Source organism: Streptomyces sp. WM4235 (assembly GCF_001279725.1).
Classification (GTDB): domain Bacteria; phylum Actinomycetota; class Actinomycetes; order Streptomycetales; family Streptomycetaceae; genus Streptomyces.
The window spans coordinates 1-13,136 of record NZ_LGDE01000022.1 but is presented as its reverse complement, the minus strand read 5'-3'; the positions used below and the strand labels follow the sequence as shown (position 1 = coordinate 13,136).

The following is a 13,136-nucleotide window of genomic DNA, read 5'->3' as shown; positions in this document are numbered from 1 at the left end:
TCCAGCGGGTACTTCCTCGGGGCAGACATCGTCTGGGTTCCTCTCATACGACCCATCTGACAGCCTGTCACCACTTCCCGCATCTCGGGGGAACCTCAGAGTGCGGTATGTCCGTGCTCGGTCTGGACGGCTGCCGCGATGCGGGCGGGAATCCACAGGTAGCCGTGCGGGTCGCCTTCGGGGTCGTCGTCGCGATGTTCGTTGAGCACCGCCAGGCTCATCACCCACCAGCGCACCTGGAGCGCCATCTGGTCGGCGACCTGGGCGATCCAGCGTGCGGTGTGGCGGGTGAGCGGGCAGGCCGGGTCGAGCCAGAAGTCGACACTCCAGCCTGCCTCGGCGGCTGTGTCGGTCACCGCTTCGGTTCCGATCCCGGACGTGCACCGGCCTCGGCGGTGATCCCCTGTTCCAGTGTGCGGGTGACGGTCGCGGTGACGTCGAACTTGGCGAGGGCACCCCGTTCGACCTGTTCGAACGCGGTGTAGGTCACTCCCCAAAGGACTTGCTGGATCCATTCGGCGGTGAGTTGGTCGTCGAAGACGCCCTCGGCCTGCCCGCGGCGGATGAGGTCGATCACCGGGTCGTGCGGTGTCGAAAGATCAGGCTCGGGGGTGGGGGCGACATCGCGCACCAGGGTCTGGTCGCCGAAAACGAACATGATCGCATCGCTGGTCGAGGCCAGGGCCGCGATCACGCGGCGCATGGCATCCAGCGGGTGTCCTTTGTCGGGGTCCGCTTCGGCGATGGCACCACCGATGGCTTCCAGGGCGTGCTCGGTGGCGGCGCGCAGCAGACCGTCGCGTTCCGGGAAGTAGCGGTGCAGGGTCGTGCGGCCGACCTCCGCGGCCTCGGCGACCTGGGGCAACGTGGCCGCCCGGTCGCGCGCCCAGACGCGCACCGCGGCGGTCACGATGGCCCGTTCAGTTCGATTTTTGGCGCTGGAGGTCTGCCTCGTACTCATGACTCAATGACATCAGGGACATCCATAGAGGATGCTTAGAACTCGTAGATGGAAGTTTGTAGTTCCATTCAGGGTGTTCTGCAGTCCGCATCATGGGTGCAGAGAAGATGATCCGGGCCGAGGGTCTGCGTCGGACCTTCAAGGTGGGCAAGGGGACGATCGAGGCGGTGCGCGATGTCACCTTCGATGTCGCGGCCGGTGAGCTGCTGGCGCTGCTCGGGCCGAACGGTGCGGGCAAATCCACCACCTTGCGGATGCTGACCACGCTGCTGCCGCCCACTGCGGGCCGCGTGCACATCGCAGGCTTTGATGCGGCGCGCGAACCGGGTCGGGTGCGTGAGGCGATCGGTTACGTGGGACAGAAGAACGCCTGCGGGGAGAACCACCGCATCCGCGAGGAGCTCATCACTCAGGGGCGCTGCTACGGGCTACGGCCTCGTGATGCGCGGCGCCGGGCCGACGAGGTGCTGGAGATCCTGGGCATCAGCGAGCTTGCCGCCCGTGTCCCCGGCAGCCTCTCGGGCGGGCAGCGACGGCGCGTGGACATCGCCCTCGGGCTTGTCCACAACCCGCGCGTTCTCTTCCTCGACGAACCGACCACGGGTCTCGATCCCCACAGCCGCGCCGGCCTGTGGGATCAGATCCAACGCCTGCGCCGCGAGCACGGCATCACGATCCTGCTGACCACCCACTACCTCGACGAAGCCGACAAGGTAGCCGAGCGGATAGTCATCGTCGACCAAGGACGGGTCATCGCCAACGGCACCGCGGCCGCTCTCAAGGCCGGCCTGGCCGGAGCGCTGGTCGACATCACGGACGGGGCGGCCCGGGACGAGGAAGTCGCCGCGCTGCTGGCCGCACGGATACCGGCCCGGCACCGATGTGACGGGCCGTGGTGCTGTCGCGGCCTCGCTCCCGACACGGCGATCGGCCTACTTGCTTCGGTACGTGAGCGCCAGGGCCGCAGCGACGAGGCGATTGCCCTGCTTCACACCCGACAGATCACCTCCGTCAACGGTCGGGACCAACTTGCCGACCTGCTGGCAAGGCAGGACCGGATCGAGGAACTGCGCGCGTACGCGGCGTCCGAGCACCACGGGCACGCCGCACAGCGCCTGGCCGAGGTACTGGAAGAGCGGGGGGACGTGGAAGGCGCTATCGCCGTGTACCGGCACCCGGGCGACTCACCAGCGGGTCAGTGCCACGACGCGGTCCAACTGGCGCAACTCCTGGCCCGGCATGACCGGGGCGACGAGGCGATCGAGGTGATGCGTACGCTCGCGGACTCACCCGACGGCGCGCAGGACTGGATCGTCGACACGTTGTGCACCCTGTACGCCGACCACAGCCGCGCCCGGGATGGCCTCGCCCACCTCGACAACCTCAAGGCACGCCGCGACGGCGAGGAAGAATAAGACTTCTTCAGGATGCGTCTGCGGCTCATGGCCGACGGCGGCTCGCTGGACGAGGCAATCGAGCAGGCGCGGGCACACCCCGAGGGCGACACGTCGTACGCGGCCCGGACCCTCTCCGACCTCCTCGCGGAGACAGGTCGGACCGAGGACGCCCTTGCCGTCCTTGAACCCCACGCCCCCGCCAACCGCGACGCTCTCGCAGGCCACCTGATCGACCTCGGCCGAGTCAAGGACACGGTCGCGCTCCTCCAGCACCGCGAACCCGAGCAGGCCACGCACGTCTGGACAGGCACCTTCTCCACCGAACCCCGGCCCTGACGCACCGCACTCTCCGGGCACGTCCGTCGGCGGGGGACGGGGGAGAGGCGGACCGTGCGCGAGCGGGAGCAGGCTTTCTGAACTGGGACGACATCTGCCCGTGCCCTCCCTCTGAAGCACTTCGTCGAACTCGGCGGCGGCGTATTCGATGAAGCGTCAAGACACCTACTACTCGGGCAACTCTTGTGGCCGCCATACGGTCGGTACGTCGCTACAGCCGTATTTGCCGATCGGCACAGCGGACTACCTGGGTGTCGCGGCAGCCCCGGGCATTCCCGGTCATGTCGATCGTCCGCCGAACTGCCAGTCGTGTACCTCGATCGCGGCATACCGGCTTGCAGTCAGAATGGCGCGTGCCGTCTCCGGGTCCGGCGCCCGGAGCAGGGCCGCCGTGCCCAGCCACATGGTGCCGTTGTCGGACAGCAGTGGCCCGTAGGCGATCAGTTCGTTCCGGTCGGCCGGTACGGCGAGGTCGGCGGGTTCACCCGTTCCGAGGCCGAGTACCAGGTACCGGTTGCCGCCGGTTCGGCCGCCTTGGAAGTCCCACATGGTGCGCCCCAGCACGTTGCGCCACCGCCGCAGCAGTACGTCCCGATAGATGCCGGCCTGGTGGCCGGGCTCGTCGAAGGCGAATGCGCGGGCGGTGGCGGGGTCCGGCAGGTCGACCATGTGCACGCTGCCGGTGGGCGTGCCGCCATCCCGGGACAGGGTGGGGCCGCGGGCGATCATCTCCCGCGCATACGAGTCCATGTAGGTCCAGTGCTCCTCCAACAGTTCCTTGCGCAATCCCTGCGAGCCGGGCCGGTCTTGGTGGTAGACGAAGAACTCCATGTCCGAAGGATCTCGTCAAAGAGGCGGTCCGGTCGAGAGGCTTTCACCCACCGGCCGCTCGACAGCCCCCTCCAACCGGCAAGCGCAGACCCTCTGTGGTGCCCGGCCGGCCCGGTACGCGTGTACGCCAAGCCGATTCCCGAGTACACGATCCGCAAAGGCCCCCGCGGCGACAACGGCACCGCACCGTATGGGTCTTCCCGGACCTGGTTGGTGACTGGGCGGATCGTGAGGACGGGATCCTGGAACGACTTCTGGTCATCCGGACGACGCCGAGCCGGCCCGGGAACCGCTTGCTTCCTACGTCACCGCGAACCGCACCACACACGGACACGACGCGTGGGCGAGCCCGCACCCCCTCCTGCGCCGCGCCCACCAGGAAGCTGTTCTGGCGCTGGCCACGCTCGGGGACGAGCGTTCCCTTCCCGACCTGCTGACCGCGCTGGACGCTGACACCGATGCCTGGCGTGTCGTGAACGTCGCCGACCGGTTGCCCACGGCCGCACCCCAGCTCGTACCGCGGTTGATCCACCGCCTGGCCTCTGCCGAAGTGTCGGCGAATCGGCCCGACTTCAGCGTGAACGGCCTCGCCTCCGCTCTCGCCGCGCTGGGCGACACGTCCGCCGTTCCCGTACTCACCGACACGCTCCGAGCCGCGGTCCGACACAAGCAGTGGCGTACGGCCGCCCACGTCCTGGGCGCGCTCGCGTCCTTCGGCCCTCTTGCCGCAACTGCCCTGGCCACCATTCGCCCGCTGGCCGACGCGGAGGACGTGGACCTGCGCGCGGCGGCCACGGTCGCTCTCTGGGCCCTTGAACGCTCCCCGGCCGACAGCGTGCCGAGGTTGCGACTTCTGCTCGACACCCACCGAGACCTGGACGCGGTCGAGGTTCTCGGCTGAATCGGCCCGCCCGCCGCAGCCGCGCTGCCACATCTGAGGAAGATGCTTGGACGCCCAAGACCCGTGGACCCGCGTCCACTCGGCCGCCGCCCTGTGGAAGATGGGCGGGGCGGCCCACTGACCCGCCTCCAAAGCCCTCCGGACCAGACTCCTCCGGACCAGACCCCTCCCGAGCGGTAGAGGACACCCGAGGGCTCTGACCGGCCGCTCGTGATCCTTCGCGAGTGACCGGTCAACTCGCCCGAGCGGCGCTGACCGCCGATGCCTGCGGACGGTGCAGACCGGCGCCACGTGGGTGCGTACATGTCCTGATCGACCGAGACCAGCAGCAGGCTCTGCGGGTTGCCCGGTCAGACTGCCCGACTTGGATCCGGCCGCTGCGCTTCCCGCTGCCCGTGAGTACGGGCGCCGGGAAGCGGGCTGTCGAGCCAGGTTCCTCACACGAGCGGCCCTTCCGGTCTGAACGCCGACCTGCCCGACAGCAGGCGCTTTCCGCAGGCGAGAATGTTGCGATGGAACGCAGCATCAGAAAGAGACTCCAGCTTGAAGCCGAGAGAGAGCAGGCTGCGCACGACGTCAGCGGCGACTTCTACACCGCCACGCTGCATGCCCCGCCTCATCCGCACCTTGTTGTCGGCCTGGCCGTCGGGCAGCCCAAGGCAAGTGCGATGGAAGCGGTGGTGAGCATGCAGGCGTACGCGCGGGCGCTTGGCGCTGACGGCGTGCTCGGCGTCTCGATATGCACGGAGACCCGTTCGATGGGGAGCGACGCAGGGTACGTCGCCTATGGCACCGCCGTGCAGTGGGCCCCATCGGAGTGACCGGACAGAAGCCGCCGGACGTCGGTGCCGACCCCCTCCGACCCTCCGACTCTCCGGCTGTTTCGGCCACTCGCCGTTCTGCCCGTCATGGCGTTCCTCGCGCTGCTCACGACGTAGTCGTGCCGCCTTGCCACGGCGGGGCTCACGACGTAGTCGTGCCGGACCGAGGTGCGACATCGGGCGGAGATGCCGGGTGGACGGCATCGTGGACGTTCACCCGGTCGGATCTCCGATCGGTTCATCCGCGTCCGCCATGACCTTGGGCCCGCCGGCGCGGAGAGCGACGCGTTGCCCGGGGCGGCCTGGCGTCACTTCCTCCCGGTCCACGGGTATCGCTCGCAAGGCCGGCTCTGCTTCCAAGCGGGGCTGCCGCATCTGTACGACGAGGTGGCGGTCGAGCGTCCGGGCGTAAAAGAGGAGGACCGTTGTCGGTACCGGGTGCGAGGATCGCCGGTGGTCGGAGAACCGACCTCGGCGGGGGGACGGACATGGACATCGAGAGCACGCACGTATGGCCGCGCGGGGCGACGCCGGGCGACATGGTTCGGTTGGAGGCGTGGCTTGCCGGGCACGGCTGGGAGGTCGACCCCACGGTCTACATGGCCGGCGCGGGAGGCGCGGCCGTGCAGGTGCGGCGTATCGACGCGGCTTGGGCCGACGGAGAGGTGGGGCTGCTGATCCTGCCCGCGGAGACCGTGGTGTGGGACGGGAAGCGGATGCGGATCGCACCCCGAGCCGCCGTTCCTGCCCGCTGCGCCGCCTCGTAGCCACTGGCGGTCCCTGCATGCGAACAGCCGAATGCGAACGGTCGAATGCGAACGGTCGAATGCGAACAGCCCCCTCGACCTGGTGGTCGAGGGGGCTGTCGCGTTGGTAGCGGGGACAGGATTTGAACCTGCGACCTCTGGGTTATGAGCCCAGCGAGCTACCGAGCTGCTCCACCCCGCGTCGGTAGGACCAACCCTACGCCACTGGCCGCATGCTTCCGACCGAATTCACGCCGTTCAGCGCGGACGGGGTGGAGGCGCACGCCGGGGCGGGATGGTGTGCGCCGCTGTGGTGGACGAGCCCGACCACCACCCGCAGGGAGGCGGAGGCGTTCGCCAGTGACCGCCGAAGCCGCCCCGCCGGCGGTTCCCCGCCGCGGATCGCGTCGACGCGCACGGAGCAGAACGGGATGCGGGTCTTCACCCGGACGACGGCCATCCAGGTCCCGCACGCCAGGTACCGTCTGATTGGCGTTTCCGGGCCAGGCCCGGACTCAACACGACTCCGGGGAGCCCGGGTGAGCGAGGTGCAGCAGCCCAGCCGGTGGATGCGCGAGATCGGCGTCGCCAGTACGGCGCCCCACTCCTCGCCGAGGTCGCACGCCCCTTCGAGCTGCCCGCCGAGCGCGAGGGCGCGGAGCACGTCGTGGAGAAACTGTTCTCCTCGATGGAGCGGATCAGGCGGGTCCACCCCTTCGCCAAGGGCATGGGGCTGGCGGCGCCGCAGATCGGCATCGGCCGGGCCGCGGCCCCGTTCGCTGATACGGGTAATACGGGTGCGCGGCGTGGGGAGGTGTGATGGCCGGGGTCACCAGGTCAGGGTGACGAGCACCGTCCCTACGGTCGTACGGACCGACACCTTGCCCGTGTCGCCGTAGACCTCGCGCCGCCAATCTGCGAACAGCCGGGCCAGGCGGAGCGCGGCGTCGCGGCTGAGGGCGTCGTCGGTGAAGTAGGAGGAGAAGGTGATGCTCGCCTCGCCGGCGGCGCTCACCTTCCGGACGCGGGTCTCCCGTACGGACTGCTGGGAGACGGTGCCGTCGTCGGCCTTGGTGAGGTGTTGCCCGAGGTATGCCTGGAAGTCCCGGGTCATGTCAAACCAGTCCGCGGGCCCGCAGGGGCCGCCCCCGTTGCCGATCTCCCCGTCGGTCGGCGGACCGGCACCGCCGACGGCCGCCTCCTGATCGGTGGGCGGGCCCGCGTAGCCTCCGGTCTCCTGGTCGGTGGGTGGGCCGGCGTGGCCTCCGGTCTCCTGGTCCGTCGGTGGGCCGGCGTACCGTCCCGTCTCCTCGTCCGTGGGCGGGCCCGCGTAGCCGCCGGTCTCCTCGTCCGTCGGCGGGCCCGCGTAACCGCCGCTCGGCTCGTCAGTCGTCGTGTCGAGGCCGCAGTCGGCGGTCGGCGAGAGGGAGGGCACGGGCGCAGGTCCTGCCGCCTCTCCCGGCGCCGTGCTGCCGCACCCCGCCATCAGGGCGCACAGGAGCCCTGCCACCACCACGCGCCCGGCCGCCGTAACGGTCTTCCCCGCCATACACTTCCCCCTCGGTCCCTCCTGAAGAGGGCATCCCACCGGCGCCGGTTCCCCCATCCCGGGACTGCCGTCGAACCAGGGGCGCGGGGCCGCGACGGCACGAAGATCGGAACACTTCCAACGGATCATGACGGCCTTGGGCTCCGGCGGCGAGGCCGCACTCCACGCCTACTACGCGGCCAGGGAACTACTACTCGGCAAGGGATGAGCCCACGTCGGCGTGATGCGGCGACGGTGGCACTCGGAAGGGAAGCTCTGTGACCAGTGAGGCTGAGGTGGTGGTCGGGGCGGAAAACTGGTGATATCGCGGTACGTCAGCCGCGGACGGCCCGGTTCACCTCTCACCTTCTCGGCCACACGGGCCGCGCCCTCATGCTGGGCTTGGGCTTCATGAGCGACGAGGACCGCCTCGTGTCGGCCGCAGCGGACAGGACGGCGCGCGTGCGGTCGTTCGGTGAGCAGCGACAGATCGCCGAGGTTCGGGTAGACGCCTTACTGCATTGCGCGGCTTTCCGGCCGGCGACGGGTGACGTGCCGGTACGGAGTGCGGCCGGCGTCGTGGCGCCGGGGATCATGGACAGATGAGCGAAATGCGAAGGGCGTGGACACCATGACAGAGAAGACCTCCCGTGTCTCGGGCGATGCGACCGGCGCGCCGGTCATCCTGAGCAACGAGCCCGGCTCGTTCGCCTGGGGTGTGTTGGCCAAGCGCCACCCTGCCCTGATCCAGCAGGTGCGAGACGCCTTCCCGTACGGCCGCCGACAGCACGATGCCCTCGATGCCCTGCTGGACGAGATCACCAATGGTGTCATCGAACCTCTCGCCCCCGCGGAACACGACCGTGAGCGATGGGCGGACTGGGGGCAGGAGCACTTCGGGCGCTCGTGGTACGACGCGCCATTCCTGTGGGCGGAGAGCTACTTCTACCGCAGGCTTCTCGGCGCGGTGGGGTACTTCGGCCCCGGCCCGTGGCAGGGAGTTGATCCGTTCGCGCCGTTCAAGCGGGCCGAACTGCGCGGGGAGGCTGTGGAGGAAGAGTTGCGGGCCCTGGACGCCCTCGCGAGCGCGGCGGCGGACGAGCGGGCCGCGGCCCTGCTCCACGCCTCGCTCTGGGGTAACCGCGCGGACCTCGGTTTCCGCGTCTCGGCGGAGGAGCCGGCGGTCGCTGACGCCGCTGCCTGCGCGCTGGTCGCCGACGACAGCGCGGTGCTGTGGCAGCTTCTGCCCGCCGGAGCGTCCTCCACCGTCGCCGTGGTGGCGGACAACGCGGGACGAGAGCTCGTCCCGGATCTGATCCTCATCGACCACCTTCTCGAACAACGGCATGCTGAAAAGGTCGTGCTTCACCTCAAGCCCTACCCCTACTACGTCTCCGACGCGATGACGGCTGACGTCGTCGACTGCCTCCGTCGCCTCACCGAGACACCCGGCGAAGCCAGTGCGATTGGCGGTCGACTGTGGAAGGCCATGGCCGCGGGAAGCCTGGAGATCCGCACCCACCCCTTCTTCTGCGCTCCTCTGCCGTACGAGAAGATGTCCGAGGACCTTCGCGGCGAGTTCGAGAGCGCCACGCTCACCATCCTGAAGGGCGACCTCAACTACCGCCGCCTGGTGGGAGATCAGCTATGGGACGCCACAACATCCTTCGCCGAACTCACCGCGTACTTCCCGGGGGCCGTCGCGGCGCTCCGGACCCTGAAGTCCGACGTCATCGTCGGCTTGGAGCCGAGAACGCTGGACGCCCTCGCACGGTCCGGAGCCGCTTGGCGTACGAGCGGAACTCACGCGCTGATTCAGGTGCGGCGGTAGGGGGTCTTCGTGACGATCGAGGCCCAGAGAGCAGTCGCCGCTGCCGTCATCGTTGTGGACCAGCGAGTCCTACTCGTGCGGCGACGAGTCGCGGAAGGCGCGCTCGCGTGGCAGTTCCCGGCCGGGAAGATCGAACCCGAGGAGACCCCCGAACGTCGCCTCCCGGGCGGTTGATGATCCGGTCGGCGTCGCCGAAGTGTGTGGGCGCATGACGCCATACTTCCGCTCAGCAGGATCGGCGGCCTCCCACGCATCTCAGGGCGTCCAAGGCGTCCAACGCGTCCACGGCATCGTCAGCGTCATCGACGGACTCCGGCTCCGGCTCCGCCAATTCGGCTGATTGGGCCCATTGGGCCCATTGGGCCGATTCCACCGATGGGGCCGATTCATTCGGGCAGCACCGGCTTACGCGGCTTGCGCGCGAAGCAAGCCAGCACGCGGGCGAACCGCTTGGACCAGTCGTCCGAAGGGTCCGGGCAACCGACGGTCGACTCCAGCACGGACGGTGTGTGGCGCCCGTGGTAGTACTGGCGTGTCTTTGTCCCCTTGCGCGCCTTCCACCGCGGCTCGGCGACCGGACAGGGGTCGAAACCGTCGAGTTGGGCCCGCATCATCGCGGCGACGTGCCCGGCCAGGGCAGTCGGTGAGGCCGGGGCGCCCACCCGGCTGTGTACCGCGCGGTCGACGGCCTGGCCTATGGCGCACTCCACCAGACGCCGATCCGAGGCCCAGTACGGAGCCAGATCGCGGCGCATGGCCTCGCCCGGCAGGGGCGTGACCCAGCCCAACAGATGGGCCGCCACCGCCATTTCGGCCCAGAGGGTGATGCGGAGCTCGTCCTGCTCGGTCAGCCGCTGCGCCGTGCGCAGTTGCCGGAGCGTGCAGGGAGCCACCGAGCAGCCCTCGGCGCAGGCCCCGCTGCGCGGCGCGACGATCGGGGCCGGGGACGCCGGACGGATGGCCGCCGCGTCCTCGCGCGACGTGCCGTCCTCCATGCGGACCAGCAAGGGGTAGTCCATGCCGTCGGCGAAGACCGCCGCCTCACCGGGCTTGAGGGTGACCAGGTACTCCGACTGCGCCTCGGTGATGTTCATCGTGGCGCCGACGGCCTCGCGGTCGTCCCGTGCCGGCAGCCGGTGGACGATCTTGGCCGCGGTGTTCTTGATGACGTCGGGGACCAGCTTGCCGGGGATCTGGTCGGCGATCACCAGGCCCTCCCCGTACGCGCGGATCTCGGCCAGCAGGCCCGCGAACATCTCCACGGCGTGGGCGCTCGCCCCGCCGTCCTCCGAGCGGCGCAGCAGCCGGTGGGCCTCCTCGAAGACGGTCAGGTGGCGCAGGGGGAAGGAGAGCCGACGGGTCGTCCGCTGTTCCATCCTCAGGTACTCGACGAGCCGGATGAGGATGGTCCCCATCAGGAACGCCTTGTCCTTGTCGTCGCCGACGTCCTCGATCTCGAAGACGACGTTCCTCTTGAGCAGTTCGCCGAAGTCGACGGGGTGGCCGCCCTCCAGGAACCGGCCCGTGGTGCCGAGCCGCAGGCTGGCGAGTCTGATCTTGATGAAGCCCTGGACGTTGTCGGTGATCTCCTTGCCGTAACCGATCTCCGCGACGATCCGCAGGGCCGTGTGCTCCAGGTCCTCCAGCGTCGGGTAGCGCGGCTCCGTCCCGGCGAAACGCGGTTCACCGAGGGTGAGGTCCCAGCCCAGGTCCTCGTAGCAGCGCGTCAACGCGGCGCTCAGCACCTGCGGGAACGGCTCCTGCGGGTCGAAGGACGCGAGGAAGAGCGCGCGGACCATGTCGAGGTGGGTCTGTAGGGGGAATCGTTCGCCATCGGCGAAGACGGAGGGTTCCAGCGGGTTCAGACCGGCCGGGAGGCCGTCGCGGTCACCGGGCTTGATGACGATGACCTCGTGCTCGTCGCCCAGGCGGGCGGACATGAACCGGTACTCCGCCTTGGCCGGTTCGACGACCAGCCACGGCAGCCCCTCCCGCGTGGCCGCTTCGAGTAGGCCGCGTACGGTCTGGGACTTGCCGCCGCCCGTCGCCCCGCAGACGAAGGTGTGCCGGTTGAGGGTGGACCGGGACAGGTCGAGGGCGCCGACGGGGCTGCGGTTTCGGTCCAGGACGGTGCCGAGCCGGATCGGTTCGGCACCCGGCTGCGGGGTCCGGGAGCCCGTCTCCGGCGTCACGTCGAACTCGGGGCGCAGCGCGAACCGTACGCCGGGCACCTCCCGGGCCGGGGGGCGGGCCAGGGCCGCCAGCAGCTCCGAGCTCCCGTGGAAGGGGAAGTGCGCGGCATCCGGCAGGCCGGCCCCGGTCCCGGCCGTGAGGACCGACGCGAGGTCGCCCACCTGACCGGTCGGTTGGAGCGCGTACGGGAGGCCCTCCAGGTCGGCCGACGCGCAGACCAGGGCGGCCACCCGCCGCGCGTCCTCGGGCGTACGACCGCCGGCCAGCAGGCGTATGCGCCACAGGCCGGTGGCGGACGCCTTCGCCAGCTCCTTGTGCCTGCGCTCCAGCCGGGCGGCTTGCAGGCCGTACTCGGGCGAGCCCGCCGCCTTGGACTGCGCCCTTCGCTGCCGATCCGCGGTGTCGCCGGTCAGCTCGTCGAGCTCGTCCGGAGTGACCGGATCGGCGAGGAGCAACCAGGCGAAGCCTTCCTGCCAGACGCCGAGCAGGCAGTCCTCGAGTGTGGGGCGCAGCCGGGGCGCGGCACGCTCCGGGCTCTCGTCGTCGGCGAGCAGTCCGTCGGCGACTCCGGCGACGGCGGTCCAGTGGGGGAAGTGCGCCAGTGCGGCGACGACGGCTCCGGGGGGCTGCCGCCGCGCTCGCGCCCCGGCGGGGAGGCGGAGCAGAACCGTGCCCGGGTCGGTGGCATCGTCACCGCCCGCCAGCGGGGCTCCGCCGAGGAAGACGTCAAGGGGTCGGGCGGCCGACGGGCGGGCCCAGCCGACGAGGACGCTGCCGCCGCCCGGGTCGTACGGGTCGCGGGCGTGGAAGGCGGAGACGAGGGCGGCGAGCCGGTGGCCGCGCAGTTCGTCGTCGGGGCCTGCCGGCCGGGAGGGGTCGGGGCGCTGCCGCGGAACCTCGGTCAGTGCGTACGTGGGCATGGCGAGGAGGTGGTGCCATGCCCGCCCGTCGGTGTCCGCGGCCGTCACGTCCGGCGTCCCGTCGACGTGTCCTGCTCCTGTTCGCCCCCGTCTTCGCGCGGCATGGTCGACACAGCCCGGCCCCCGTAGATCGATCTCGACGGCACATCCTAGAGTCGATCAAGATGGAGACCAACCCGGCAGCGGATACCGCGCTCGCCGTCGGAAATCGAACTGGACGTAGGGCCAAGGGTGGTGCAGCATGACTCGACCTCAAGGTCCAAAGATGACATGACTCTCCGCTTCGGCGGATTCGGGGGCGAGTCGAATCACTGGGATCTCCCATGAACCGTCTGCCGAGTCGGCATCCAATCAACCATCCAGATTTCAGCGCCTCTTGCAGCGCACGGCACCCATGGGACGGAACTCCGTGACTCAACCCGTCGATCCTCGTCTGCCGCAACACCCACCGGGTGATGGCGAATTCACCGCCCCCGACCCTCGTGCGACGCCGCCCTCTCCGTACGGTCGGCAGCCGGGACACCAGGAACCGGCAGCTCCGCAGGGCACGCCCGCTCATCCGCAGCAGGGCCACCCCTACCCGCCGCCTCCGCCGCCGTACGGAACGTACGGCGAACAGGCCTCCTACGGGCGCCCGTTCGCGCCCGCGCCGCCGCAGCACGCCCCCGGCG

Annotated in this window: 15 protein-coding genes, 1 tRNA gene and 2 pseudogenes; 11 read left to right on the top strand and 7 right to left on the bottom strand. The window is 70.0% G+C overall.

The annotated features are described in order from the left end of the window. Window positions 1-95: 95 nt before the first annotated feature. Both ADK55_RS03725 and ADK55_RS03720 read right to left on the bottom strand, forming a co-directional pair. Window positions 96-356, bottom strand: coding sequence for a hypothetical protein (locus ADK55_RS03725; RefSeq protein ID WP_053675967.1), 261 nt, complete (start codon window positions 354-356; stop codon window positions 96-98). Next, window positions 353-910: a TetR/AcrR family transcriptional regulator gene (locus tag ADK55_RS03720; protein WP_199826436.1), complete on the bottom strand. Its 558-nt coding sequence runs from the start codon at window positions 908-910 to the stop codon at window positions 353-355. Before ADK55_RS03720 ends, ADK55_RS03725 begins: the two co-directional genes overlap by 4 nt. 143 nt (window positions 911-1,053) lie before the next feature. Here ADK55_RS03720 and ADK55_RS39520 point away from each other — a divergent pair, with 143 nt between their 5' ends. Then, entirely contained in the window at window positions 1,054-2,376 is a 1,323-nt protein-coding gene (locus tag ADK55_RS39520) for an ATP-binding cassette domain-containing protein (protein WP_234349887.1), read from the top strand. Between the two features lie 12 nt (window positions 2,377-2,388). After that, window positions 2,389-2,694, top strand: coding sequence for a hypothetical protein (locus ADK55_RS39515; protein WP_234349886.1), 306 nt, complete (start codon window positions 2,389-2,391; stop codon window positions 2,692-2,694). A gap of 279 nt (window positions 2,695-2,973) precedes the next feature. Here ADK55_RS39515 and ADK55_RS03710 read toward each other — a convergent pair whose 3' ends face one another. After that, window positions 2,974-3,525: a YciI family protein gene (locus tag ADK55_RS03710; RefSeq protein WP_053675963.1), complete on the bottom strand. Its 552-nt coding sequence runs from the start codon at window positions 3,523-3,525 to the stop codon at window positions 2,974-2,976. A gap of 361 nt (window positions 3,526-3,886) precedes the next feature. Here ADK55_RS03710 and ADK55_RS40855 point away from each other — a divergent pair. From ADK55_RS40855 to ADK55_RS03695, 4 genes and pseudogenes are all read left to right on the top strand, one after another. Continuing rightward, window positions 3,887-3,967: pseudogene (locus tag ADK55_RS40855) on the top strand (hypothetical protein); the annotation flags it as partial. A 30-nt stretch (window positions 3,968-3,997) separates the two neighbouring features. Beyond that, on the top strand, window positions 3,998-4,426 hold the full coding sequence (locus ADK55_RS03705; protein ID WP_053675961.1) for a hypothetical protein: 429 nt from the start codon (window positions 3,998-4,000) through the stop codon (window positions 4,424-4,426). 512 nt (window positions 4,427-4,938) lie between these two features. Beyond that, window positions 4,939-5,247: a heavy metal-binding domain-containing protein gene (locus ADK55_RS03700; protein WP_053675959.1), complete on the top strand. Its 309-nt coding sequence runs from the start codon at window positions 4,939-4,941 to the stop codon at window positions 5,245-5,247. A gap of 488 nt (window positions 5,248-5,735) precedes the next feature. Beyond that, complete coding sequence (locus tag ADK55_RS03695) at window positions 5,736-6,014, top strand: hypothetical protein (RefSeq protein ID WP_053675957.1); 279 nt, start codon at window positions 5,736-5,738, stop codon at window positions 6,012-6,014. A gap of 104 nt (window positions 6,015-6,118) precedes the next feature. Here the strand turns inward: ADK55_RS03695 and ADK55_RS03690 are convergent. After that, a tRNA-Met gene (locus ADK55_RS03690) sits at window positions 6,119-6,195 on the bottom strand. A 15-nt stretch (window positions 6,196-6,210) separates the two neighbouring features. Continuing rightward, on the bottom strand, window positions 6,211-6,453 hold the full coding sequence (locus ADK55_RS03685) for a hypothetical protein (RefSeq protein ID WP_053675955.1): 243 nt from the start codon (window positions 6,451-6,453) through the stop codon (window positions 6,211-6,213). Between the two features lie 105 nt (window positions 6,454-6,558). Between ADK55_RS03685 and ADK55_RS03680 the strand changes: the two genes are divergently transcribed. Beyond that, window positions 6,559-6,813, top strand: a complete 255-nt coding sequence (locus tag ADK55_RS03680; protein WP_053675953.1) for a peptide deformylase — start codon at window positions 6,559-6,561, stop codon at window positions 6,811-6,813. Between the two features lie 9 nt (window positions 6,814-6,822). On the opposite strand, the gene ADK55_RS03675 is transcribed toward ADK55_RS03680, so the two are convergent. Further along, window positions 6,823-7,428 (bottom strand): hypothetical protein, encoded by a 606-nt coding sequence (locus ADK55_RS03675; RefSeq protein ID WP_053675952.1) that lies wholly within the window; start codon window positions 7,426-7,428, stop codon window positions 6,823-6,825. Window positions 7,429-7,645: 217 nt separating this feature from the next. Between ADK55_RS03675 and ADK55_RS39510 the strand changes: the two are divergent. The 4 genes and pseudogenes from ADK55_RS39510 to ADK55_RS35860 form a co-directional block, all read left to right on the top strand. Then, a pseudogene (locus tag ADK55_RS39510) lies at window positions 7,646-7,750 on the top strand (pyridine nucleotide-disulfide oxidoreductase); the annotation flags it as partial. Window positions 7,751-7,932: 182 nt separating this feature from the next. Further along, window positions 7,933-8,127 carry a hypothetical protein gene (locus tag ADK55_RS03670; RefSeq protein WP_234349885.1) on the top strand — a complete coding sequence of 65 codons (195 nt, stop codon included), beginning with the start codon at window positions 7,933-7,935 and terminating at the stop codon, window positions 8,125-8,127. A gap of 25 nt (window positions 8,128-8,152) precedes the next feature. Next, window positions 8,153-9,352: a damage-control phosphatase ARMT1 family protein gene (locus tag ADK55_RS03665; RefSeq protein WP_053675971.1), complete on the top strand. Its 1,200-nt coding sequence runs from the start codon at window positions 8,153-8,155 to the stop codon at window positions 9,350-9,352. Window positions 9,353-9,361: 9 nt separating this feature from the next. Then, window positions 9,362-9,526, top strand: a complete 165-nt coding sequence (locus ADK55_RS35860; RefSeq protein WP_078998436.1) for an NUDIX hydrolase — start codon at window positions 9,362-9,364, stop codon at window positions 9,524-9,526. A gap of 212 nt (window positions 9,527-9,738) precedes the next feature. Here ADK55_RS35860 and ADK55_RS03660 read toward each other — a convergent pair whose 3' ends face one another. After that, window positions 9,739-12,513 carry an ATP-binding protein gene (locus ADK55_RS03660; protein WP_234349884.1) on the bottom strand — a complete coding sequence of 925 codons (2,775 nt, stop codon included), beginning with the start codon at window positions 12,511-12,513 and terminating at the stop codon, window positions 9,739-9,741. Window positions 12,514-13,136: the final 623 nt, after the last annotated feature.